At 52.7% G+C, this 21,791-nt stretch carries 27 protein-coding genes; 6 read left to right on the forward strand and 21 right to left on the reverse strand.

The features are described 5' to 3' along the window. Window positions 1–42: 42 nt before the first annotated feature. From HMY34_RS04425 to trpB, 6 genes are all read right to left on the reverse strand, one after another. The gene (locus tag HMY34_RS04425; protein ID WP_202718097.1) at window positions 43–558 is read right to left on the reverse strand and encodes a CvpA family protein; all 516 of its coding nucleotides are present in this window, start codon (window positions 556–558) and stop codon (window positions 43–45) included. 5 nt (window positions 559–563) lie between these two features. Next, on the reverse strand, window positions 564–1,643 hold the full coding sequence (locus tag HMY34_RS04430; RefSeq protein WP_202718098.1) for an SPOR domain-containing protein: 1,080 nt from the start codon (window positions 1,641–1,643) through the stop codon (window positions 564–566). Window positions 1,644–1,704: 61 nt separating this feature from the next. Then, complete coding sequence (folC, locus tag HMY34_RS04435; protein WP_202718099.1) at window positions 1,705–2,937, reverse strand: bifunctional tetrahydrofolate synthase/dihydrofolate synthase; 1,233 nt, start codon at window positions 2,935–2,937, stop codon at window positions 1,705–1,707. Then, window positions 2,934–3,830, reverse strand: a complete 897-nt coding sequence (gene accD / locus HMY34_RS04440; RefSeq protein ID WP_202718100.1) for an acetyl-CoA carboxylase, carboxyltransferase subunit beta — start codon at window positions 3,828–3,830, stop codon at window positions 2,934–2,936. The genes folC and accD overlap by 4 nt, the downstream gene beginning before the upstream one ends. A 21-nt stretch (window positions 3,831–3,851) precedes the next feature. Continuing rightward, window positions 3,852–4,655, reverse strand: a complete 804-nt coding sequence (gene trpA / locus HMY34_RS04445) for a tryptophan synthase subunit alpha (protein WP_202718101.1) — start codon at window positions 4,653–4,655, stop codon at window positions 3,852–3,854. Next, a complete protein-coding gene (gene trpB, locus HMY34_RS04450; RefSeq protein WP_202719120.1) occupies window positions 4,652–5,836 on the reverse strand; it encodes a tryptophan synthase subunit beta in 1,185 nt (394 codons plus the stop codon). The genes trpA and trpB overlap by 4 nt, the downstream gene beginning before the upstream one ends. Before the next feature lie 134 nt (window positions 5,837–5,970). Here trpB and HMY34_RS04455 point away from each other — a divergent pair, with 134 nt between their 5' ends. Beyond that, window positions 5,971–6,447 carry a Uma2 family endonuclease gene (locus HMY34_RS04455; protein WP_202718102.1) on the forward strand — a complete coding sequence of 159 codons (477 nt, stop codon included), beginning with the start codon at window positions 5,971–5,973 and terminating at the stop codon, window positions 6,445–6,447. A 24-nt stretch (window positions 6,448–6,471) separates the two neighbouring features. Here HMY34_RS04455 and HMY34_RS04460 read toward each other — a convergent pair whose 3' ends face one another. The 5 genes from HMY34_RS04460 to HMY34_RS04480 form a co-directional block, all read right to left on the reverse strand. Beyond that, the gene (locus HMY34_RS04460) at window positions 6,472–6,897 is read right to left on the reverse strand and encodes a type II toxin-antitoxin system VapC family toxin (protein ID WP_202718103.1); all 426 of its coding nucleotides are present in this window, start codon (window positions 6,895–6,897) and stop codon (window positions 6,472–6,474) included. Then, the gene (locus HMY34_RS04465; protein ID WP_202718104.1) at window positions 6,894–7,142 is read right to left on the reverse strand and encodes a hypothetical protein; all 249 of its coding nucleotides are present in this window, start codon (window positions 7,140–7,142) and stop codon (window positions 6,894–6,896) included. Before HMY34_RS04465 ends, HMY34_RS04460 begins: the two co-directional genes overlap by 4 nt. A gap of 89 nt (window positions 7,143–7,231) precedes the next feature. Beyond that, a complete protein-coding gene (locus HMY34_RS04470; RefSeq protein WP_202718105.1) occupies window positions 7,232–7,393 on the reverse strand; it encodes a hypothetical protein in 162 nt (53 codons plus the stop codon). 20 nt (window positions 7,394–7,413) lie between these two features. After that, window positions 7,414–7,587 carry a hypothetical protein gene (locus tag HMY34_RS04475; RefSeq protein ID WP_202718106.1) on the reverse strand — a complete coding sequence of 58 codons (174 nt, stop codon included), beginning with the start codon at window positions 7,585–7,587 and terminating at the stop codon, window positions 7,414–7,416. A 66-nt stretch (window positions 7,588–7,653) separates the two neighbouring features. Next, window positions 7,654–11,238 (reverse strand): class I SAM-dependent DNA methyltransferase, encoded by a 3,585-nt coding sequence (locus tag HMY34_RS04480; RefSeq protein ID WP_202718107.1) that lies wholly within the window; start codon window positions 11,236–11,238, stop codon window positions 7,654–7,656. A 103-nt stretch (window positions 11,239–11,341) separates the two neighbouring features. Here HMY34_RS04480 and HMY34_RS04485 point away from each other — a divergent pair, with 103 nt between their 5' ends. Then, on the forward strand, window positions 11,342–11,917 hold the full coding sequence (locus HMY34_RS04485) for a Uma2 family endonuclease (RefSeq protein WP_202718108.1): 576 nt from the start codon (window positions 11,342–11,344) through the stop codon (window positions 11,915–11,917). A gap of 92 nt (window positions 11,918–12,009) precedes the next feature. Here HMY34_RS04485 and HMY34_RS04490 read toward each other — a convergent pair whose 3' ends face one another. Then, a complete protein-coding gene (locus HMY34_RS04490) occupies window positions 12,010–12,240 on the reverse strand; it encodes a hypothetical protein (RefSeq protein WP_202718109.1) in 231 nt (76 codons plus the stop codon). Between the two features lie 136 nt (window positions 12,241–12,376). Between HMY34_RS04490 and HMY34_RS04495 the strand changes: the two genes are divergently transcribed. Both HMY34_RS04495 and HMY34_RS04500 read left to right on the forward strand, forming a co-directional pair. Next, entirely contained in the window at window positions 12,377–12,700 is a 324-nt protein-coding gene (locus HMY34_RS04495) for a type II toxin-antitoxin system Phd/YefM family antitoxin (RefSeq protein WP_202718110.1), read from the forward strand. Then, on the forward strand, window positions 12,697–13,182 hold the full coding sequence (locus tag HMY34_RS04500) for a PIN domain-containing protein (protein ID WP_202718111.1): 486 nt from the start codon (window positions 12,697–12,699) through the stop codon (window positions 13,180–13,182). Before HMY34_RS04495 ends, HMY34_RS04500 begins: the two co-directional genes overlap by 4 nt. Window positions 13,183–13,294: 112 nt before the next feature. Here the strand turns inward: HMY34_RS04500 and HMY34_RS04505 are convergent, their stop codons facing one another. Genes HMY34_RS04505 through HMY34_RS20465 form a run of 3 tightly spaced genes read right to left on the reverse strand, consistent with a single transcriptional unit; the run spans window position 13,295 to window position 15,103 of the window. Next, the gene (locus HMY34_RS04505; RefSeq protein WP_202718112.1) at window positions 13,295–13,714 is read right to left on the reverse strand and encodes a PIN domain-containing protein; all 420 of its coding nucleotides are present in this window, start codon (window positions 13,712–13,714) and stop codon (window positions 13,295–13,297) included. Further along, window positions 13,704–13,934, reverse strand: coding sequence for a hypothetical protein (locus HMY34_RS04510; protein ID WP_202718113.1), 231 nt, complete (start codon window positions 13,932–13,934; stop codon window positions 13,704–13,706). Before HMY34_RS04510 ends, HMY34_RS04505 begins: the two co-directional genes overlap by 11 nt. Window positions 13,935–13,993: 59 nt before the next feature. Next, window positions 13,994–15,103 (reverse strand): phosphoribosylanthranilate isomerase, encoded by a 1,110-nt coding sequence (locus HMY34_RS20465; RefSeq protein ID WP_323127458.1) that lies wholly within the window; start codon window positions 15,101–15,103, stop codon window positions 13,994–13,996. A 71-nt stretch (window positions 15,104–15,174) separates the two neighbouring features. Between HMY34_RS20465 and HMY34_RS04525 the strand changes: the two genes are divergently transcribed. Next, window positions 15,175–15,927: a formylglycine-generating enzyme family protein gene (locus HMY34_RS04525; protein WP_202718114.1), complete on the forward strand. Its 753-nt coding sequence runs from the start codon at window positions 15,175–15,177 to the stop codon at window positions 15,925–15,927. Window positions 15,928–15,936: 9 nt separating this feature from the next. On the opposite strand, the gene HMY34_RS04530 is transcribed toward HMY34_RS04525, so the two are convergent. Beyond that, window positions 15,937–16,716, reverse strand: coding sequence for a dienelactone hydrolase family protein (locus tag HMY34_RS04530; RefSeq protein ID WP_202718115.1), 780 nt, complete (start codon window positions 16,714–16,716; stop codon window positions 15,937–15,939). A gap of 17 nt (window positions 16,717–16,733) precedes the next feature. Next, window positions 16,734–17,957 carry a flavodoxin-dependent (E)-4-hydroxy-3-methylbut-2-enyl-diphosphate synthase gene (gene ispG / locus HMY34_RS04535; RefSeq protein ID WP_202719122.1) on the reverse strand — a complete coding sequence of 408 codons (1,224 nt, stop codon included), beginning with the start codon at window positions 17,955–17,957 and terminating at the stop codon, window positions 16,734–16,736. A gap of 85 nt (window positions 17,958–18,042) precedes the next feature. Here ispG and HMY34_RS04540 point away from each other — a divergent pair, with 85 nt between their 5' ends. After that, window positions 18,043–18,423, forward strand: coding sequence for a hypothetical protein (locus HMY34_RS04540; RefSeq protein ID WP_202718116.1), 381 nt, complete (start codon window positions 18,043–18,045; stop codon window positions 18,421–18,423). On the opposite strand, the gene HMY34_RS04545 is transcribed toward HMY34_RS04540, so the two are convergent. From HMY34_RS04545 to HMY34_RS04560, 4 genes are read right to left on the reverse strand one after another with little or no spacing between them, the layout of a single operon-like run. After that, window positions 18,406–19,002 carry an ABC-type transport auxiliary lipoprotein family protein gene (locus tag HMY34_RS04545; RefSeq protein ID WP_202718117.1) on the reverse strand — a complete coding sequence of 199 codons (597 nt, stop codon included), beginning with the start codon at window positions 19,000–19,002 and terminating at the stop codon, window positions 18,406–18,408. The two genes, HMY34_RS04540 and HMY34_RS04545, sit on opposite strands and share 18 nt — an antisense overlap. Beyond that, window positions 18,999–19,934, reverse strand: a complete 936-nt coding sequence (locus tag HMY34_RS04550) for an MlaD family protein (RefSeq protein WP_202718118.1) — start codon at window positions 19,932–19,934, stop codon at window positions 18,999–19,001. The genes HMY34_RS04545 and HMY34_RS04550 overlap by 4 nt, the downstream gene beginning before the upstream one ends. Further along, window positions 19,935–20,663 (reverse strand): ABC transporter ATP-binding protein, encoded by a 729-nt coding sequence (locus HMY34_RS04555; RefSeq protein WP_202718119.1) that lies wholly within the window; start codon window positions 20,661–20,663, stop codon window positions 19,935–19,937. A gap of 2 nt (window positions 20,664–20,665) precedes the next feature. Next, complete coding sequence (locus tag HMY34_RS04560) at window positions 20,666–21,781, reverse strand: ABC transporter permease (RefSeq protein WP_202718120.1); 1,116 nt, start codon at window positions 21,779–21,781, stop codon at window positions 20,666–20,668. Between the last annotated feature and the right edge of the window lie 10 nt (window positions 21,782–21,791).

The following is a 21,791-nucleotide window of genomic DNA, read 5'->3' on the forward strand; positions in this document are numbered from 1 at the left end:
TAAGCGCATGGCTGTTTGATTACCCTGCCATTCTTTCCAACCCTACGGTTTACTGGAAAAAATACCGGGCAGTTCTTCCGGGAGCTTATTGGGGATCATTTCCTTCAGCATAACCGCATTGTGTTCAAACCACGGCATCAACCGCGACTCTTTCCACCAGTCTGCTGCGGAATATTTTCCCACCGCACTAAACAACAATACCAACAAGGTGACGATCAAACCACCCCGCAAAATACCAAACGCACCACCCAACAGATAATCAACGCCCCCCAAACCAACGGAAGACACCGCCGCGCTCAGTAAGTGATTGATAATCGAACCGACGATCAACACACCGAGGAAGATGACAATAAACGCAATCACCACTTGTCCCAGTTTGCCCTGCCCGTCAAAAGGCACATGTACCGCTAATTGTTCGTAGTACAAAAAGGCAAATCCTAAAGCCGCAAGCCACGTTATCAGGGAAAATGCTTCCCTGACAAACCCGCGAATCAGCCCAATAACGGCTGATAAGACAATCAGGACAATAATGCTTATATCCAGAATATCTGCTGTCATGGAGGTTACTTGCTGCTAGTCACAAAACTGCCTTGAATGGCGGCGTTTTGCTTATAACGCGACTTCATTTTAGCCTGCGCTGCTTCAGCCGCCGCACGGTCAGCAAAGCCGGTCACATTGACACGATAAACTGTCTTGCCACCAACATTAGCCGTCGAAACCGCAACATTGTAACCATCAGCCTTCAGTGGGCCTGCGGCAGCGTCTGCTTTTGCTTTATCGGCACTGGCTAAGACTTGAATGGTGAAACTGCCAGCACCGCCCGCCGCATTGCCTGCTGCTGCACCAGCACTGGCTAATGCAACCGACTTGGCAGCCGCTGCTTTTTCAGCCGCTAACTTAGCCGCTTTCTCGGCAGCCGCCTTAGCCGCAGCCGCTTTTTCTTCCGCTGCTTTTTTAGCAGCCGCTTGTGCAGCGCTCGCTTCTGAAACGGCTCTAGGTACAGGTTTCTCGTTAACCAAAACCACTTTAGAGCTGGCTTTTTTCTCTTCAGGCGCAGGCGTATTGGTCGCTGGCTTGTCTTTCTGAGAAGCAGAAGGCGTAGTTACTTGGCTGGTTTTGGTTTCGGCTGGTGCAGTCGGTTGTGCCGCAACAGGAGCCGTAGAACCCGTCTCAGGCGTGTTGGCTTTGGCATTACCCGTTCCCATGCTGCCCGTGCCGTCTTTCACTTTACCGTCGGTATCGACTAAATCACGGACTTCGCCACCAGTACCGGGGCGTACTTCAAAACCCGTGGTATTAGGAACAGTCTCCGGTAATTTGACATCAATGCCCGGAATCAGGTTAGCGCCACCGGCTTGCTGAGCAGTGCCTGCCGCGTTTTGATTTTGTTGCGCAACATCAATGCCAGCGCCGGTTTGCTGGGTAGCCGCATTAGGGTCATCGCCAACAATTGTAGGTTTTTGCTCGTCGCCACCCACGCCCGGAAACCCCAAAATTGGCTTGGTTTCAGCCGATTGGTTCATTGCCATGTCTTGCTGACCGTCACGGTTTTTGCCTTTCAGCAACCATGCCAACAGCAATGCGGCAACAAGTACCAGCACGACCGCGCCAATCATTCGTTTGGTTGTAGCCTTATTATCCATTTAATTCACTGCTCCTTTGTAATCTGACACTCAAAAACGGTTGGTTGGTGCTGTTAGCTGTTCAGGCAGAACCAGCGCCATGGGGAGAAACGTCTATTTCCAGCATAGCGGATACTACCAGAAAAGAACCGAATGCAACTACTCTGTCCTGTTTTTCTGCGCTTAAAACCATAACGTTCCATGCACTCTGGAAATCAGGATAGGCATGAATCGGTTGGCTTATGCCATTGGAACGCATGAGTGCTAACAGATCATCCTGACTGAGCGCCCGCTTGCTGGACAATGCCACTACGTACCATTCATCCACCGCCGACGCCATGATTTTCAGCACCCCAGCAATATCCTTATCTGCAAGTATAGAAAAAATTGCAAATGTTTTGCCGTTTACTGGATTTTTTTTCAACCATCCTGCCAATTCAGTCGCTGCATGGGGATTGTGCGCGACATCAAGGATGACTTCCGGTTCTGCTCGAATCCGCTGCATCCGCCCCATCAGGCTCACACTGGCTAAGCCTTCAGCAATTGCATCTGGGGAAACAGGCAATTTATCCGCCAATCGTTGCAAAGCTGTCACCACAACCGCCGCGTTTTGACGTTGCACATCGCCCACCAATGCAGGCTGTGGCACATGCTCGACGCTGAAATTCCGCCCCAATTGCCACAAATCCGCCCCGATACGCGCGGCTTCACGCGCAATGCTGGCGGGTGGCTGCGGGTCGCCGCAAACTACCGGTTTGCCTGCCCGCATAATGCCAGATTTTTCATAGCCGATGGCTTCGCGAGTACTGCCCAGCCATTCCACGTGATCAATGCCAATGCTGGTGATAATCGCGACATCCGCATCCCACAGATTGCACGCATCCAAACGCCCGCCCAGCCCGACTTCCAACACAATCACATCAACCTTGGCTTGCAAAAAACACCACACCGCCGCCAGTGTGCCGAATTCAAAGTAGGTCAAATCAATATCATCGCGAGCCTTATCAATCGCGGCGAAAGCGGCACAAATGTCCGCATTCCTTACCGGTACGCCATTCAGCGCAATGCGTTCGTTGTAGCGCAGTAAGTGAGGGGAAGTATACGTACCGACCTTGTAACCTTGCAGCAGCAAAATCCGCGTTAACATGGCGCAGGTGGAACCTTTGCCGTTCGTCCCGCCCACCGTCAGCAGTGGCACGGGTACAGACAGCAAGCCCATGCGCTCAGCGACGCAACGAATCCGATCCAGCCCCAGCTTGATTTCGGTCAAGAATTGCGTTTCCTGCCAACGCAACCAATCATCGAGCGTTTTCAAGCCGCATCCAATACCGTGGTGTTAATCGGGCAAGGTTTGTGTTGCATAATGGCTACCAAATCCGCAACCGTTTCGCGCATATCCCGGCGGTGCACGATCATGTCAATCGCGCCTTTTTCTTGCAGGAATTCACTGCGTTGAAAACCTTCCGGCAGTTTTTCACGCACCGTCTGCTCAATCACACGCGGCCCCGCAAATCCGATCAAGGCTTTCGGCTCACCGATGTGAATATCGCCCAACATTGCAAAACTTGCCGACACCCCGCCCATCGTCGGGTCAGTCAATACCGAAATGAACGGCACACCTTTGTCGCTCAAGCGCGTCAACACCGCGCTGGTTTTAGACATCTGCATTAATGAGAACAAGGCTTCCTGCATCCGCGCCCCGCCACTCGCTGCAAAGCAAATGTAAGGAATTTTGTTCGCCATTGCCGCTTCTGCGCCGCGCACAAAACGTTCGCCGACCACCGACCCCATCGAGCCGCCCATGAAACGGAAATCGAACGCCGCAGCCACCATCGGCACACCCAACACCGTGCCTTTCATCACGATCAGTGCGTCTTTTTCGCCGGTTTCTTTCTGAGCGGCAACCAAACGGTCTTTGTACTTTTTAGTGTCGCGGAATTTCAGCATATCCGTCGGCGCAACATTCGCGCCGATTTCCTCACGCCCTGCCGCATCCAAAAACACCTCCAAACGCCGCCGCCCGGACAAGCGCATGTGGTGGTTGCACTTGGGGCAAACGTCCAGATTGCGTTCCAATTCCGCCCGGTACAGTACCGCTTGGCAGGCAGGGCATTGATGCCACAAGCCTTCGGGAATGGATTTCTTTTCGGTATTGGTCGCGTCGGTACGGATGCGTGATGGCAGACGCAGTTTTTCAAACCAGCTCATGTATTCTGTTTACCCCTAGGTTCAAGCATCCAACGCGGTACGCATGGAAGCCAGCAAGTCACTGATGTTATCCATAATAGCAGCATGGTCATTCGGTGTCGCTTCGATCTGTTTGATCACCGCGCTGCCGACTACCACGGCATCGGCTGTTTTTGCCACAGCCGCTGCGGTTACTGCATCTTTAATGCCGAAACCCACGCCTAATGGCAGGTCAGTGTGTTGACGGATTTTGGCGATATGCTCGGCGACTTGCCCCACATCCAGCGTGCTTGCGCCCGTCACACCTTTCAGCGACACGTAGTAAATGAAGCCGCCGCCTGCTTGCGCCACCGTTGCAATACGACGTTCTGGCGTGGTCGGTGACAATAGAAAAATCGGATCAATGCCGTGTTCACGAAACAACGGCAATACGCCCATGCCTTCTTCCGGCGGTAAATCCACCGTCAACGCGCCATCAACGCCTGCTGCTTCTGCGGCTTTAGCAAATTCGGCGTAACCCATGATTTCAATCGGGTTCAAATAACCCATCAACACCACAGGCGTGGTTGAGTCAGTTTGGCGGAATGCTGCCACCATGCCGAGGATGTCGTGCAAGCTGGTGTTATGCAGCAAAGCGCGTTCGTGCGCTTGCTGGATCGTCGGGCCATCCGCCATTGGGTCGGAAAATGGTACACCCAACTCGATGATATTTGCCCCGGCTGCCACCATGCGGTGCATCAACGGCACAGTGATCGACGGGTGTGGATCGCCCGCCGTGACGTAAGGAATCAATGCGGTTTTGCCCTGTGCTTTGAGGGCGGCGAAACAAGCGGCGATGCGACTCATAGCGTAATGCCCTCCAGCCGTGCAATGGTGTTGATGTCTTTGTCGCCACGCCCGGAGAGGTTGACGATAATGCTTTGATCTTTACTCATAGTTGGCGCAAGTTTCATCGCGTAAGCCAGCGCATGGCTGCTTTCCAGCGCGGGAATAATGCCTTCGATGCGCGTCAAGGCGTGGAAACCTTGCATCGCTTCCGCATCCGTGACCGATACGTAGTTGGCACGTCCGATGTCTTTCAACCAAGCGTGTTCGGGGCCGACACCGGGGTAGTCCAATCCGGCGGAAATCGAATGGGTTTCGATGATTTGCCCGTTGGTGTCTTCCATTAAATAGGTGCGGTTGCCGTGCAATACGCCCGGTTTGCCTGCGCACAACGGTGCTGCGTGTTTGCCGGTTGCGATACCGTCACCGCCTGCTTCTACGCCGTAAATCGCAACGGATTCATCCGCGAGGAAGGGGTGGAACAAGCCAATAGCGTTCGAGCCGCCACCGACGCAAGCGACTAACGCATCCGGCAAACGCCCTTCCTGTTCCAGAATTTGCTCACGCGCTTCACGCCCGATCACGGATTGGAAATCGCGTACCATTGCGGGATATGGGTGCGGGCCTGCGACTGTGCCGATAATATAGAAGGTGTCATCAACGTTCGTTACCCAGTCGCGCATCGCTTCGTTGAGCGCATCTTTGAGGGTTTTTGAGCCGGAGGTGACGGGGACGACGGTTGCGCCGAGCAATTTCATGCGGAACACGTTGGGGGCTTGGCGTTGTACGTCTTCTGCGCCCATGTACACCACGCATTCCAAACCAAGGCGGGCGGCGATGGTGGCAGAGGCTACGCCGTGCTGACCCGCACCCGTTTCAGCAATAATGCGCGTCTTGCCCATGAATTTGGCGAGCAGGGCTTGACCGATGGTATTGTTGATTTTGTGTGCGCCGGTATGGTTCAAGTCTTCGCGCTTGAGGTAGATTTTTGCGCCGCCGAGTTCGCGTGACCAGCGTTCCGCCAGATACAAGGGGCTAGGGCGACCGACGTAATATTTCAAATCGCGGTCGAATTCGGCTTGAAAAGCGGGGTCGTTTTTGAGCTTTTCGTAGGCTTGTTCGAGTTCGTAGATGGGTTCCATCAACGTTTCTGCGACGAAACGTCCGCCGTATGCGCCAAAATGTCCGGCTTTGTCCGGCATGGCGTTCCAGTTGTATTCGCTGAATTTCACGTTACCGCGCTCCTACGTAGAAGATCGTAAAAACGGGGTAAGTTAGCATAAGTGGTAAAACCTAGCTATGTTACAATCGAGCTATCTGAACAGGAGAAGCACCGATGAACTGGCAAGAAGTCTGTAATCATCCTGACCTGCAAAATTTGCCATTCAAACTTGAACTCAACGAATACGGGCAAATCGTCATGTCACCCGCCAAGGTTTACCACTCCATCTTGCAGGGTGAAATCGCCGCCTTGCTCAAAAGCCTGCGTCACGAAGGCAAAGTTTTGACCGAATGCGCTATTTACACGCACAAGGGGACGAAAGTTGCCGATGTCGCTTGGGCATCCCCAGAAATATTCACCCGCATTAAGCTGGAAACGGAATGCTCTGTTGCGCCGGAAGTTTGCGTGGAAATCCTTTCTTCTGCCAACACCAGCCGTGAAATGGAAGATAAAATCATGCTGTATTTTTCACGCGGCGCAAAAGAGGTATGGCTATGCGATGCGGCGGGCAATATGACGTTTCATATTCCGGCAGAGGTGGTGGAGCGGTCGGTGTTGTTTCCGGCGTTTCCGCAGCAGGTGGAGTATTGATGTTCAATCAAGTAGCGGATAAATTCAAGCAACCTCAAACCAGTTTTCCAGCCGGATGCCCATGAAACCGTTGAAATCATCGACGTTACGTGTAACCAAAACAAGCCCATGATGGTGGGCAGTGGCAGCAATCATTCCATCAGCAAAAGCAGGCGATTGACCAATAGCGGTCAATCGCGCACGCTCGACAGAGTGCCACTCCGCAGCGGCCTGTGTATAGGGCAAAATCATCAAGCCTGACCGCAACAAATCCTGAAAGTGGGTTTCCAATTGCGTCCGTTTGCGGGAGACAGGCAATCGCCCACAACCAAACCATAATTCATGCCAGACAACACTGGCAGTGGCAATGCTGCTCCTGTGTCGCTGCAACTGGCGCATCACATTGGCATCGGGAGTAGCACGGGTAGGCTCAGACAGGATATTAGTATCCACCAAATAAACAATGCTCAAAGCACCACCTCACGCCCCGCTGAGCGGTCACGGACAGCGGCAAATATATCCTCATCCGCCGGAAAGTCTGCCGGATTCATCTGCTGGCGAAACCGCTGGATAGCCTGCCAGATGTCGGTGGATTCATTGGTGGGCGGTATTTCGCGCACCGATACCTCGATAGTTTTACCACTGAACAGTAATTTCAGTGCCTGCAAGAAATTCTCGTTCAAGTCAGTCGGGCTTAATTTGTATAACGTGTACATGGCTGCTCCTGTTATCGGGAATGTTGCGGATCGGCATCACCTCTCACATTCTAGCTCATGGTCACTACTGGGAACAGTTCCCATTTTTCCTACAACCAGTTTTCCACGATCAAGCTAGGTACACGCTTAAACTCATCGGTGTTATCGGTTACATCATCCAACGGCGGCAAATTATCTATGTCAGGAAAATCTATATCTGACGGCTTGCAAGCGGCTAGAAAGGCAAGCAATGATGGGCGTTCGGCTGGCATGTTGATTTCCTGATTGGGTATCACTCGTCATCCCAAGCGTCACGGATTTCCTGCACGGTCTGTTCAAGGTGCTGAGGATTTCCTAGGGGGTAATCGTTGTAGTCATCAGTAGCCAGCCATGCCCTGACCCCTTGCGCACTCCCTTTGTCGGTTTGCCAGATGGAAATCAATTGCTCGTTTAACTGCATGTGCATGGTGTGACCCTTTCAGTGAATGCGTGCTTTGATTCTGGCATAGCCCCCCAGCCCCTGCAAGCCACCTCACACCACCCAATAAACCTCGCCATCCGTTGCTACTGCGCCCAACGCCATCATGCCGCCCAAGACGTTTTCAATGTCCTGAATTTTGCTGCGTTTAAACAGGGCTGCGAGTGCTTTGACGGAGCGCGGCGCGAGAAGGAGTTGTTCGCGGATGATTGGGATTTGTTCAGCTAAGGATTTAGGCCAGTCGCGTTTGGCTGCGGGGGTATTCCCTTCAACTACGCTCAGGGAACGGGTGTCGTCATCCGCAAGCGCGAGGTCTTCCTGCTGACTGAGTGGAGTCGAAGCCTGCTTATCCGGTGCTTGAAAGTCGGGGCGTAACCAGCGGATTGTGCCCTTGGCTTCCTCGGCGGCGCGTTGGGTGTTGAGGTCAACGAGGCGGCTGAGGAGGGTTTCTTCGGCTTGCGCTTGGGCTTCGGGTTTGTCGGGGAGTGGCGTGGTTGCACCGGGTTTGCCGACGAGTTCGGCGGCGAGGTCATCCCATCCGTAGGCGGCGAATACGGCGCGGTCGAGGTTGTCGTGGAGTTCTTGCAGGATGCTGGTGAGGGCTTGCGCGTGAATCTCTTTGTCTTTGGTGTTTAGTGCTTCGCCGCTACGCAACTTTTCCAGCACGTTGTACATATTGGTTAGCGTCAGGGTTGGATGGGCGGCTTGCTGGCGTTTGCGGTGCGCGTCGATTTGCTCGGCAATCGTCCGAATCTGCACCTTCTGCTCATCACTCGCATCAGGAAACGGAAACGCATCAAAACACAAGGACTTTGTATAACGTGGTCGATCTTCTAGCGTTCCACCAGCCTTAAATGCCCAAAGACAATGCAAACATGAAGAAAGCACTCCGAAGTAAAAAGCATCATCCAAAGCAAACATAACAGTCGTACTATCACAAATAGTATCTGATGAAACCATTGTGAAAATTCGATACTTTGCCGTCAGAGATGTTGCCACAACTCGTGAAATATTTTGCAATGTCGGTTTGAAGGTGGAACGAGCTTCACCGTATACCCACCAACGCTCACGAAGAGCTTTGCGGTTATTTTGATCTCGCTCTGGCTTCACATAATCAACAAGCCACTGATAAACAAATGGAAGCTCTTGTTTTAATGACTCCACATTAAAATCACAAACATCAATAGCAAGCAAACCACGATTCGACTGCGTTATATCCCGACCAGACAATAGCGGCTTAATTACGTGATCACAATTAAACAAACCAAGCTGATCCTTCTCTATAACAAATCCCTTGCCCGTTAACTGATAGCCAACGCAAGCCATACGATCGTTACTTGCCAGCGGTTTAGAAGCATGAAGGTCAATGCCAATCGTTAAACTGGGCGTAATCAACCCCGATTTAGTCGCCAACGTGACAGCCACTTCGCCATCTGACGAATCACCTTCCTCAATCACATGCGATAGCTGACCACTTGTCGCCTTGCTGAAAACGGTCATTGCAACCCGCACATTTGCCCCGTCTGCCGCATCCACCCAAGGATGATCAGGGATAGCAAAAGTGATGCCGAAGTCGTCGTGTTTCGCCATTGTTGTTTCAATAATTTTGCGTGAAAACGACTGCGTTATGCTGTTTGTGGTAATAAATCCGAAGCTCTTAACCTTTTCAGCATTGACCAGATCAGCAGATTGCTTCCACCAATACATGACATAATCAACATTATCGGGAACATCGTGATAAACAGTCCGTAAAGCATCGAGATAATCATCTCCTAAAGCCATACGAATAGTTCTTGCCCCCAAATACGGCGGATTGCCGATGATGTAATCGGCGGCAGGCCATTCAGCTTTGCGCGGATTCAGGTAACGCACCACCGCCACTTGCGCGGTTTCATCCGGCACATCTTTGCCCGTCACCGGATGCGTTTTGAGCGTGCGCCCATCCCAGCGCGTCACCGCATTTCCCGCCGTATCCAGCACGGTTTCCACGCCGTCATAAGCCAACACCGCATCGCGATTCTCGATATTGTGAAAATCGCGCAAAATCGGCTCGGCAGGCGACACATTGCCATGCACCCGAAAATGCCATTGCAGATACCCAATCCACAACACCATTTCCGCAATCGCCGCCGCCGGTGGATTCACCTCCAACCCCAAAAACTGTTGCGGACTCACCGACACGCCTTCCATTTCCAACGTTCGCGGCGAAAAACCCAACGCCTGCAAGGTATTTAACACCTCACCTTCCAAACGCTTGAGGTGTTCCAGCGTCACGTACAAAAAGTTACCCGACCCACACGCCGGGTCAAGAATCCGCAAACTGCACAAATGGGCATGAAAGGCGCGGACTTCATCAATCGCCGCCTTCTTAAATGACTCATTCGCCGTCAGTGCTTTCTTGGTTTTCTTCGCCTTGCGCTGCCCCGACAACTCCAGCGAAGTCGGCGCAGGCTCATCATTCACCACAGGTAACACAATCCGCTGCGATGCTTTTTCCGCCTTTTCCAAAGATTTTTGGTACTCAGCCAACAACACGGTGGCAGCGGTTTGCACATCCGCCCACTGCTGACGCAACGGCGCAAGCACCGTCGGCAACACCAGCCGCTCCACGTAAGCACGCGGCGTATAATGCGCCCCCAACTTATGCCGCTCTTTCGGGTTCAACGCCCGCTCCAGCAACGTCCCAAAAATCGCCGGTTCAACATAACGCCAATCCGCTCTTGCCGCATTCAACAACATCTGAATTTGCGCCTTGTCTAACGCCAGCGAAGTAGCTTTGGCAAACAAACCGCCGTTGAAGCGTTTAATATCAACCAGTTCTCCGCTGTCATAACCGCCTTTGTCCATCAACGTCCATAAGTTTTCCACCGCTGCTTTAAAGCGTTCTGGCTTATCCAACAGCTTTTCCAGCAAGTGCGTGAAACGGTCTTTCGGCAACAACTCCACATCTTCCGCGAACATCGTAAACAGGCAACGCATCAAAAACGTGCCGACCGTTTCAGCCGCGTGCGCCGCTTCCAGCGATTTCGCTAACGCTGCCAATTGTGTTGCAATCTGCTTAGTGACTTTCGCGGCTTTTTTGGATTCATCAAGGCTATGCGGGTCAGTCCAAACCGCCGCCAGCCGCGCACGGATGTCGGGCTTACGCAAATCATCGAGTTTGATACGGTACGAACTGCTATCAGGGAACTGGAGATAATTTGAGCCTGAACAGGTAAATTCAGCATACAACTCAATCACATGACCCACATCAGTCAAAATCATGAATGGCGGCTTTTTCTCAAAGGCAGGCAGACTACGAATATAGCCGTCAGCTTGGTTACGGGCGCGACTCATTGCTGTATCCAACCCGCTAGAACCGAATTTTTTACCCGTTGACTTACCTTCTAACACAAAACAATCACGACGATACAGATCAATAAATCTCGTGTTGGAGCTACGATCATCCTTAAGTTCATCAATACGCCGTTCAAACACGTAAGCGTTCAGCTTGTTATCCGCATGAGCAGGTTGCGGCTTTTCCACGCCAAGCAATTCGCACAATTCACCGAGGAAAAGCTGAAGATTGGCTTTTTCCGAGCCGTCTTTGCCCTGCCAGCGTTGGATAAAAGCGTCTGCGTGCGTGTCGGTGATGATCATGAAAGCCCCTGTTTGCCCAAAGTGTGGGGGGAATTTAACCTATGTGTGGGGTGGGGGCAATCATCGGTTATACTATTCCTAAAGACACACGACGGAGCTTCTCATGCCAGCACTCGCAGAAAAACTAAACATAACCCCCGAAGACTACCTTGCCGCAGAAATCGACGCGCCAACCCGCAGCGAATACGTCCAAGGCGAAATCTACGCAATGGCAGGCGCAAGCGACGGGCATGTCACTATCACAGGCAATCTATTTGCCTTGATCAAACCCCAAGTGCGTGGAGCTGGCTGCAAGCCCTACATTAGCGACATGAAAGTACGCATCGGTGAAGACAGCGCCTACTACTACCCTGACCTGCTGGTTTCTTGCGACTCCGCCGACCACAAACGCAATTACGTCAAACACGCGCCAACCCTAATTGTGGAAGTGCTATCACCCAGCACCGAAGCCTACGACCGAGGCGGCAAGTTTGCCTTTTACCGCCAATTGACCAGCTTGCAAGAATACGTACTGATTGACCCGCGCACCTACCGCGTCGACGTATTCCGCCGCACCCCACAAAACCGCTGGGAACTGTTCAATTTTGAAGGGGCTGATGCTGAAGTCGAATTTGCCAGCATCAATTTCCACTGCCCAATGCAAGCCGTTTACGAAGATGTGGATTTTGAGCTGGTTTAACAAACATCATTTAAACGGATTACGAATCACAACCGTCACGAAAAACTCCTGCAATACCTGCGCACTCAACACCAATGGTATCCGCAAAATAGCTACCGATCATACAATTCACCCCGCGTCCAACGGCGACCTTCACTAGCCGCCGTAGAACGTTCAGCGATTGCCAAAATCCTATCTGTCACTTGGCGATATTGCCGCCCTGTGCGGACATACTCTTCTAGAAAATCACGCAGCAATACATCGACGGACGTACCTTCTGCGAATGTATGCATCCGTGCTTGTTTTAATACACCATCATCAACGGAAATGGTCAGATTACTCATAGTTATTTTACCCATGAAGTCGTGTAACACGGGTTCAATGTAACACGACACTTTAACACCGTCAGTACATCCATTTTACACAGTCCCCGTTAACCTGCTAAAGTTCTACTTAAACGTAGCACTTGAGGATTTCCCCATGCAAACCATCGGCATTAAAGAGCTGAAAACCAACCCCGCTGTCTTAACCAAAGCAATGGAAGCCAAGGAACACCTGCTGATTTCCAAACGCGGCAAACCTTTTGCGCTCGCCACTGCGTTGGATGACCCCCTGTTTGATTTAGGCTTGAAAACCTGGCTATTGACCCGTGCGTATGCCAGCGGCGGCTTATCTTTAGGGCAACTGGCTCGCGCACTGGACAAATCCTATACCGACATTGCCAAATTACTGACTCTGCTGAATATTCCGGTACTGGATTACGATCTCACCGATGAACTGGATACTTTGGAAAGCCTCGTATGAGCCAAGCCATTATCAGTGACAGCAGCAGCCTGATTATGGTCACGAAGCTCGAACGGCTGGATTTGCTCATCAACCTTTTCCCGCAAATCTACATCCCCCAACGGGTAGCCGAAGAAATCACTGCCAAAGAAGAGCGTGTTGCTTACGCCGTTTTAAATCGCCCAGCTTTTGCTGTCATCGCCAGTACTGACCATAGCTTGCTCGCCTTACTGGATGGCACGCTCGACTATGGCGAAGCCGAAGCCATTACTCTAGCGCAAGAAAAACAGTTACTACTGCTGATTGACGAGAAAAAAGGGCGAAAAATTGCCAAGAACATGGGGCTAAAAATCATCGGACTGCTCGGTGTATTGCTCCTGAACCAACGGCGGGGGCATATTCCCACCACGGAAGTATTGGACTTGCTGGCACAAATCAAACGGATGGATTTCCGCCTATCTACCCAATTGGAAAGTGATTTTCTGCAACAACTGCAACGCTGAAAGAAATACGTACTCATTGACCCACGCACCTACCGCGTTGACGTATTCCGCCGCACCCCACAAAACCGCTGGGAACTGTTCAACTTTGAAGGTGCTGATGCTGAAGTCGAATTTACTTAAACGGATTCTGAATCACAAGCTGCCCAATCTCCCGCCCATCCTGCATATCTTCGCTAAACAATATTTGGCAATTTGCCTGCAACGCCGCTTCCACAATCAGGCTATCCCAAAAGGAAAAGGCTTTGCTCTGATGCCGTTTCATGGCAGACGCGATAATCATCTTATCCACTTGTACCAAGGGATATTCCGCAAAATCATTAACGATTTCTTCAACCTCTTCCGCTGGAAGTGCCTGCTTACCCATTTTGCTCAGTGTGACATACAGCTCTTGTAGCACTTGAGTACTTACTATAAATTGCCCATCACCACCAAACTGACCGATCAAACGTTTGGCAATCGCTTGTTTTTCTGGCTCATTTTTATCGAACGCATACACCAACACATTCGTATCGAAGAATGCCTTAGCGCTCATAAAGCGCTTCCCGTGTCCACTTACGCCCTGCACTACTGAAAGTCGATGCTTCAGCTTTTTTCAAAATACGATCCGTGGTTTGCTGATAACGCTGGTTGCGGCTAATGAATTCCTTGATGAAATTGCGGATGATGGCATTCAACGATGTGCCTTGCTGAACCGCTGCGATACGTGCCTGCTTGAGATCTTCATCATCAAGCGTAATGGTAAAATTGGTCATAAAACGATACCCGTGAAATCGTGTAACACGGGTTCAGTGTAGCACAGTGTTTAGCAAAGTTAATGCTCCGCCTCATACGGCAACGACGAATGGTGCAAGAAAATCACCAGCCGCCCATCGCTTGCCCGCCGATACGCAAACGTAAACTCCACCTTGGTTTCCGCGCCCGTTTTTACATCGGTAAAATAATAATTCCCCATCGCCCCCGCCGAATCCACATCCAGAAAAATGCTGTTATTCTCAAAGCGCACCGCCGCCCACGGATGCAGCGCAAACCCATGATCTTCGTGGTGATCACCGCCCACAAAATACGAAATCGCCTGTTCAAACGTTTCGCGGAACTGGTCATGCGCCGCTTTGGTCGGCTTAAACAACACCCTGCCTTCACCGTAATTGTATAAACGCCGCACCAGTGCTTGAGCCGCTGCTTTCGCCGCCACCGCATCCCCCGCCAATTTGCCAATCGCCACCAAACCGTCTGCCCACGTTTGCTGCGCTTGCAACACTTCCGCCTCAGTAATCGCGGGGTGAATCGCGAGATAATTTGCCAAGCGCACGCCCGTCATAAAGGCTTGTACCTTCGCCGCATCCTTCACACCGGGCGCGGATTCCACCCCGCTGCTCACATCCACCGCGTACACGCGGCTGGTGCGAATCGCTTCCGCCACATTTTCCGCCGTCAACCCGCCTGCCAGAATAATCGGCTTGGGGTAATCTTGCGGCACTTGCGTCCAATCAAAGGTTTCACCCGTGCCACCCGCCGCGCCCGGTGCGTGGCTATCCACCAAAAAGCCTTGCGCATCAGGGTAACAATCCGCATACGCCACAAAACCGCCCGATGCCGCCAAACCTTTCATCCCCACCGCTTTCATATACGGGCGTGAAAATTGGCGGCAATACTCCGGCGTTTCCGAACCGTGAAATTGCAAAATATCCAACGGCACGGCTGCCAGCACGTCGCGTACAAAATCCGCCTCCGCATCCAAAAACAAGCCAACCACGGTCACGAAGGGCGGCATAGCGCGGCAAATCTCCACCGCTTGCGTGATGCTCAGGTTGCGCTTGCTCTTGGGGTAAAACACCAAACCCACTGCATCCACACCCGCCGCGCTGACCATTGCCGCATCCGTAACTGACGTGATTCCGCAAACTTTTACCCGACAACGCATAGTGATTATTCCTGAGCGATAAAAGCCGCAAAGTTATCACAGACAGCTTGTCAGCCAAACAGGAAAGCGCGATGGCATTCCTTTACGATAAGCGCATGTACGCAACATTACCCGACTACAATAGCGCCCTCCCCTTGCCCCGCATGGTCAACATTCCACCGGGGCGTTTCCTCATGGGCGGGCTGGACGAACGCGACGACGTGGAAGGCGGTTGCACCCTCAATGAACGCCCGCCACGTTACGTGTACATTGCCGCCTTTGCACTGGGGCGCTACCCCGTCACCTTTGAAGAATACGATGCGTTTTGTGAAGCCAACGGCTTCCCACTCCCCGACGACCACGGCTGGGGACGCGGCAAGCATCCGGTGATTAATGTCAGTTGGGACGATGCGCAAGCCTACTGCCGCTGGCTCAGCGCCTTAAACGGCGGGCATTACCGTCTACCATCTGAAGCCGAGTGGGAATACGCCACCCGTGGCGGTACAAACGCCGCGTACCCGTGGGGAATGCAGGCAACCGCGCAACACGCCAACCACGCGATGCAGCACGGCATGACCACGCCCGTCGGCACGTACCCCGCGAATGCGTTCGGCTTGCACGACGTGTGCGGCAATGTGTGGGAATGGGTGCAAGATTGCTGGCACGACTCCTACCACGGCGCACCCGTCAACGCACAAGCGTGGGAAGAAGTAGGCAACCACCACGAGCGCGTGCTGCGTGGCGGTTCGTGGAATGACAGACCGCGCTATTTACGCGCCGCCTATCGGGTCAAAGATTATCCGAGCGGTCGCCAGATTTTCCGTGGCTTCCGCGTGGCGCGTTAACGCTGCACCTTACTTGAAGATTTCGTTGAAAAACGCCTGCATTCCTACCCAAGAACGCTGATCAGCTTTTTCATCGTATTTCAGGTTTTCAATGCCGTACTTGCCCGCATTCGGATTGGTGAAACCGTGACGCACGCCACTGCCATACGCGACAAATTGCCAATCAGCGCCGGTTTTTTCCATCTGCTCCGTAAACTTATTCACGGTTGCAGGCGGCACCATCGCATCGGCGTTGCCGTGGAACGCCAGCACTTTGGTTTTGATTTCCGTGCCATCCGGTGCAGACGGCAATGAACCGTGGAAACTCACCACGCCGTCAATGTCCGTACCGCTGTAGGCCATTTGCATCATCGTGCCACCGCCGAAGCAGTAACCGATCGCGGCGAGTTTTTCCGCGTCTACTTTATCGCTTTTCTTGAGCTGTTCTAAACCTGCGTTGGCGGTGGCACGCCATGCGTCAACGTCGGAGGTCACTTCCGTCATCCATTCCTTGGCTTGCTCTGGCTTATCGGTGGATTTGCCTTCGCCGTACATATCCGCCGCAAATGCCACGTAACCCAGTTTAGCCAAGGCTTCGGCACGGTTTTTGGCGTGATCGTTTAAGCCCCACCATTCGTGGATGACTAATACGCCGGGGCGTTTTTCGGTGACGGCATCGTCGTAATACATCTGACCGACGAATTTTGTGCCGTCGTGTTCATAGGATACGGCTTCGCTTTTGACGGCTGCCATGACATTGCTTGCCAATAGTGATAAGCCAGCGATTGCCAGCATTGATAGTTTTTTCATTTAACACTCCTTTGGGGTTATCCATACGTTTTTTGCACGTAAGTCTCGACCAATGCCTGAAACTCTTGTGCAATATTGTCGCCTTTCAGCGTAACGGTTTTGTGTCCGTCTTCGTAAACGGGGGCAACTGGCACTTCGCCGCTTCCCGGTAAACTGATACCAATGTTAGCGTGTTTGCTTTCGCCCGGCCCATTAACCACACAGCCCATCACCGCGACCGACATGCTTTCCACGCCTACGTATTGATCTTTCCACACCGGCATTTGTTCGCGCAGCCAGTTTTGAATGTCTTCGGCGAGGTGTTGGAAATAGTCGCTGGAAGTACGCCCACAACCGGGGCAAGCCACCACTTGCGGCGTGAATGAGCGCAAACCGAGCGCCTGCAAAATTTCCTGCCCGACAATCACTTCTTTTTCGCGTTTGGCGTGCGGTTCGGGGGTGAGGGAAATGCGGATGGTGTCGCCAATGCCTTCCTGCAATAGGATCGAGAGCGCGGCAGTGGAATACACAATGCCCTTGCTGCCCATCCCCGCTTCGGTCAAACCAAGGTGCAAGGGGTAATCGCAACGGCTCGCCAAATCACGGTAAGCCCGCACTAAACCCTGCACTTCGCTGAGTTTGCACGACAGAATAATGTGATCGTGAGGCAAACCGTATTCTTCGGCTTTAGCGGCACTGGTGAGCGCAGATTCGATCAGCGCGGCGTGCATCACATCATACAATTCCAGTGGTTGCGCCAGTTTGGAATTGTCATCCAGATTGCGCGCCAGCAATTCCTGATCAAGCGAACCCCAATTCACGCCGATGCGCACCGGTTTGTCGTAGCGACAAGCGAATTCGATCATTTGCGCAAATTGCTCATCACGCTTTTTGCCACGCCCGACATTGCCGGGGTTGATGCGGTATTTGGCGAGGGCTTGCGCACAATCGGGAACGGCGGTCAGTAGCTTGTGTCCGTTGAAATGGAAATCGCCAATCAGCGGCACATGGCAGCCCATTTTGTCGAGGCGTTCGCGCACTTCGGGCACGGCTTGTGCAGCTTCCAACGAATTAACCGTGATGCGTACCAGCTCAGAACCTGCGCGGAACAATTCGGCACATTGCGCCGCAGTACGCACCGCATCCGCCGTATCGGTGTTGGTCATGGATTGCACGACGACGGGCGCAGCGCCACCGACGGTGACATTGCCCACCTTCACAGGAACGGTGCGGTGGCGTGGAATAAGGTGATTGTTTGCCATATTGTTTTCAGTGTGTTGCAAGATTGCAGACATTATGCCCTATCGTGCGATAATTGGCAGTGACAGGGTTATTATTGGCGGAACTATGCGAACACTTTTTTCTTTGATCGAATCACCGATGCACCCCCATTTCAGTGCGTTGTATCAGCAGCTTGGCATCGCGGAGGAACGTTTCACCGCCGCCCGTAAGCTGCACAAAGCGGTGCAACAACAGCCGCCGGATTTTCTGGTGGGCGAATTCATCTACGGCTTTGGCAACAACTACGCGGGCGCAAATGTGTGCAATCTGGATGTCACCTTACGCGCCTTGCAACGCTTTGCACCGGCTGCAAAAGTGATCGTGCTGGTACACCCCAGCGAAGCGCCGCACGTTGGCAAACTGGTGGAATTATTCCCGATTCATGCCGTGCTGCCATACCCCGTCAGCCCGCAAGCGATGCAGGAAGCTTTACAAATCCCGCTGTAAATCCATCAATAATGCCGCAATGACCTCGCCCAATGCTTGATTCAGGGCTTCCACCAACTTGCTGGTGCTGATGGGAATGTCCTCCTTACGAACAGCATAACGGTGCTGTCCCAGCAAATGCTGGTCTCGTACTCGCACGAGGGAAGATTCCATCACGATGTCTACTGCTGCATTACTCTTACCATCCTTTGGATATTCCGCCTGAAAGCTGGCAACTCGCAACAACAGCTTGTAGTTACCCTCCTTACCCAGCATCTGCTCGGAAACCGACTGGAAACTACCACTCCGCGCCAACCCATCCACCATCACCGCGTGCAAATAGCTCGACAAATCATCAGGCCAGCGGCTGTGCGCGATAAAATCCTGCTGCAAGGGCGGTTTGATTAACACGATTCGATCACTATCCAACGCAGGGCTGACTGTCACTTTCGACACGTACAGATTAGCGGCAAGTCGTTGTGATGCAGTAGCGACCAGCGGTGCTAAGCGGTAAGTCTGCTCAAGCGGCAAATCACTTTTCAGCGGTATGGAACACGCAGACAGCAACGTTAACAGCAACAAAAACGGTAAATATCTCATCGTGGTAACTCCGTTCCCTGCGGCGCAGGCTGGTAAATAAGCTGCGAAGGATTCTGTTCCAACGCATCACTCAACTGACGTACCGCAACCGCTGTTTTGCGCGATTCTGCCAGTAATTGCTTAAGGTTTTCACCACCCTCACCCAACAATTCATTCACCCGCCCTTCGTTATTTACCACCACGCGATCAATGTCTTGCGCCAAAGTATCCACTCTCTGCGAAGTCTGTTTGATGGAAGCCAAGGTGGATTGCAAGGCTTTCATATTGCCCGCCAAACCCTTTTCCGACTGTTTAACCACCCCATCTACATGCACCACCAAGGCGCTGAGTTCGTGGCTGGCTTGATTCAGACTGGCAATGAGTTCGGGGAGCTTGGCAGTGGCAATATCGAGATTGGCAAGCAATTCGGCAAAATGCTGGCGATTGTCCGCATTCAACACGTCATTGGCGGCACTGAGCAACACCGACAAATTCTTTTCCAAATCCGGCAATTTTTGCACCAACGCATCCAATTCCGTTGGCTTGGTGAAAATCACGGGGTATGCCTGCCCCGCCACAGCCAGCAGTGGCGCAGGTTTCAGCGTGTCGTCTTGCGCAAGATTGACGAACGGCACGCCCGTCAACCCCTGTTGGCGCAAAGTGGCAACCGTTGCCGTGTTCACGGGCGTACCCGTTTCCACCATCACCCTGACCACGACCCGCGCCGGATCAGCAGGCAACAAAAACACATGAGTAACTTCACCCATCTTAATGCCCATGTAGCGCACTTCGCTGCCTTTTTCCAAGCCTTCGACCGGCGTATCAAAGTGGATGTCATAGCCTAGCGTTGCCGTCGAAGGTTTGTCGTAAAACAAACTGGCGAAGAAAAAGCCTGCCACCGCCATCGCGATAACAAATAGACCAACCAGAAAATAGTGGGCATCTCGTTCCAATCAACTTCCCCGCAGCAGCGCACGCGCACGTCCGCCACCAAAATATTGCTGTATCTGTGGGTGCGGATTCGCCAACAATTCCCGCAATGTTCCCACCACTACCCGCTTATCGACCAGCATCGCAATGCGCTCACAGGTTGAAAATAGACTATCCAAGTCATGCGTCACCATGACAACCGTCAGCTTGAGATTGCGGTGCAAAGTGCCGATAAGCTGATCAAACTCCTCGGCGGATACCGGGTCAAGCCCAGAAGTTGGTTCATCCAAAAACAACACCACAGGGTCGAGTGCCAACGCCCGCGCCAATGCTACCCGCTTGACCATTCCACCCGATAATTCCGCTGGAAATTTATCCGCAACGCTACGCTCCAACCCCACCATGCCCAAACGTACATACATTAATTCACGGCATTCTTCCTGCGTCAACGCGGTAAACTCACGCAACGGAAACTGGATATTGTCTGCCACCGACAGCGAGGAAAACAGCGCCCCGCGTTGGAACATCACCCCCCAATGCTGTTTCAACCGCGCAGCCTCTTGGAACTGAATCGTGCCGCTGTGTGGCGTATTCAAGCCCAACACCGTGCGCAATAACACCGACTTGCCCGACCCCGAACCGCCCACGATTCCCAACACTTCGCCACGGTAAATGTCGAGATTCAGCCCATCATGAACACGCTGCGTGCCAAACTGATTTACAAGGTCGTGAATTGCAATCAGCGTTTCCATTGCTAAAACCCCAGCCGATAAAACAACACGGAAAACAAAGCGTCCAGCAGCAGCACCACAAAAATCGCATCGACCACCGCCTTCGTAGTGTGTTCGCCGAGGCTTGCCGAAGAACCCGTCACCCGCATTCCCTGCCAACAGCCAATCAGCGCAATCACCACCGCAAAAAACGGCGCTTTAATCAACCCCGCCGCAAAGGTACGAAACTCAATATTTGCCGCCACGCGGGAAAAAAACTGCACAAACGAAATATCCAAAATCGTCGAAGAAATCAATGCTGCTGCCGCCAACGCCACGATGTCCGCCAGCACCGTTAACAACGGCAAAGCAATCACCAACGCCACCAAACGCGGCACGACCAAAATCAGAAACGGGTCTTTGCCCATCACCTGCAAGGCATCCACTTCTTGATTGGTTTTCATCAGCCCAATTTCCGCCGCAAACGCACTGCCCGAACGCCCTGCCACCATGATTGCCGTCAGCAATACGCCAAGTTCGCGCAAGACCGAAATTGTCACCATATCCACCGTGTAGATTTCCGCCCCCAAATCGCGCAACTGCCCGCCACCTTGGTAGGTAATGACGATGCTAATCAGGCAGGCAATCAGCGCCACAATCGGCACAGCGCTAATGCCCGTGGTGAAAACATGGTGGAATACCGCACGGAAGCGGAATAGGCGGGGGGAGAATAGGCTGGTGAAGAGCGCGGCTAGGCTGTGACCGAAGAAGGTGATGAAGGAACGCAATACCTGCCAAAGTTTGGAAAGCGTAAGGGAGGGCGACCGCCGGTCGCCCCTACGGGATTCTGGTAGGGGCGACTGGCAGTCGCCCTCTTCCTCCCCCGTTCTCTCAAAATACCTCAGATATTCGGCGGGGAAATGCTCAAAACGGACAGTGTAGCCTTGCTGTTGCCAACCGTGCACCTGCTGATAAACAAACCATGCGGCAGTCACATCCAGCCGCGCCACGGCTTGCGCATTCACCACCAACGGCGTACCCGCGACAGGCTGAACTTGCTGCAAGGCTGCTTTAAGCGCGGTGACTTGCTCAAACGTCCACTCACCCTGCAAATGAAGGTGAAGCTCGCCATCTGTTGAGGTTTGCCGTAGTTCGATCATGCCCTATTGT

The organism is Thiothrix subterranea, assembly GCF_016772315.1.
Taxonomy (GTDB): Bacteria; Pseudomonadota; Gammaproteobacteria; order Thiotrichales; family Thiotrichaceae; genus Thiothrix; species Thiothrix subterranea.

Bases quoted from the DNA above. Each gene is read 5' to 3' on its own strand.
- ispG (WP_202719122.1), bottom strand. From the start codon at position 17,957: ATGGCAAACAATCACCTTATTCCACGCCACCGCACCGTTCCTGTGAAG.
- HMY34_RS04545 (WP_202718117.1), bottom strand. From the start codon at position 19,002: ATGAGATATTTACCGTTTTTGTTGCTGTTAACGTTGCTGTCTGCGTGT.
- HMY34_RS20465 (WP_323127458.1), bottom strand. From the start codon at position 15,103: ATGCGTTGTCGGGTAAAAGTTTGCGGAATCACGTCAGTTACGGATGCG.
- HMY34_RS04425 (WP_202718097.1), bottom strand. From the start codon at position 558: ATGACAGCAGATATTCTGGATATAAGCATTATTGTCCTGATTGTCTTA.
- trpB (WP_202719120.1), bottom strand. From the start codon at position 5,836: ATGCCGGACAAAGCCGGACATTTTGGCGCATACGGCGGACGTTTCGTC.
- HMY34_RS04480 (WP_202718107.1), bottom strand. From the start codon at position 11,238: ATGATCATCACCGACACGCACGCAGACGCTTTTATCCAACGCTGGCAG.
- HMY34_RS04470 (WP_202718105.1), bottom strand. From the start codon at position 7,393: ATGCCAGCCGAACGCCCATCATTGCTTGCCTTTCTAGCCGCTTGCAAG.
- HMY34_RS04510 (WP_202718113.1), bottom strand. From the start codon at position 13,934: ATGACCAATTTTACCATTACGCTTGATGATGAAGATCTCAAGCAGGCA.
- HMY34_RS04475 (WP_202718106.1), bottom strand. From the start codon at position 7,587: ATGCACATGCAGTTAAACGAGCAATTGATTTCCATCTGGCAAACCGAC.
- HMY34_RS04555 (WP_202718119.1), bottom strand. From the start codon at position 20,663: ATGGAAACGCTGATTGCAATTCACGACCTTGTAAATCAGTTTGGCACG.
- HMY34_RS04505 (WP_202718112.1), bottom strand. From the start codon at position 13,714: ATGAGCGCTAAGGCATTCTTCGATACGAATGTGTTGGTGTATGCGTTC.
- HMY34_RS04455 (WP_202718102.1), top strand. From the start codon at position 5,971: ATGAACTGGCAAGAAGTCTGTAATCATCCTGACCTGCAAAATTTGCCA.
- HMY34_RS04560 (WP_202718120.1), bottom strand. From the start codon at position 21,781: ATGATCGAACTACGGCAAACCTCAACAGATGGCGAGCTTCACCTTCAT.
- HMY34_RS04530 (WP_202718115.1), bottom strand. From the start codon at position 16,716: ATGAAAAAACTATCAATGCTGGCAATCGCTGGCTTATCACTATTGGCA.
- accD (WP_202718100.1), bottom strand. From the start codon at position 3,830: ATGAGCTGGTTTGAAAAACTGCGTCTGCCATCACGCATCCGTACCGAC.
- HMY34_RS04525 (WP_202718114.1), top strand. From the start codon at position 15,175: ATGGCATTCCTTTACGATAAGCGCATGTACGCAACATTACCCGACTAC.
- HMY34_RS04540 (WP_202718116.1), top strand. From the start codon at position 18,043: ATGCGAACACTTTTTTCTTTGATCGAATCACCGATGCACCCCCATTTC.
- trpA (WP_202718101.1), bottom strand. From the start codon at position 4,655: ATGAGTCGCATCGCCGCTTGTTTCGCCGCCCTCAAAGCACAGGGCAAA.
- HMY34_RS04465 (WP_202718104.1), bottom strand. From the start codon at position 7,142: ATGTACACGTTATACAAATTAAGCCCGACTGACTTGAACGAGAATTTC.
- HMY34_RS04485 (WP_202718108.1), top strand. From the start codon at position 11,342: ATGCCAGCACTCGCAGAAAAACTAAACATAACCCCCGAAGACTACCTT.
- HMY34_RS04500 (WP_202718111.1), top strand. From the start codon at position 12,697: ATGAGCCAAGCCATTATCAGTGACAGCAGCAGCCTGATTATGGTCACG.
- HMY34_RS04490 (WP_202718109.1), bottom strand. From the start codon at position 12,240: ATGAGTAATCTGACCATTTCCGTTGATGATGGTGTATTAAAACAAGCA.
- HMY34_RS04495 (WP_202718110.1), top strand. From the start codon at position 12,377: ATGCAAACCATCGGCATTAAAGAGCTGAAAACCAACCCCGCTGTCTTA.
- HMY34_RS04430 (WP_202718098.1), bottom strand. From the start codon at position 1,643: ATGGATAATAAGGCTACAACCAAACGAATGATTGGCGCGGTCGTGCTG.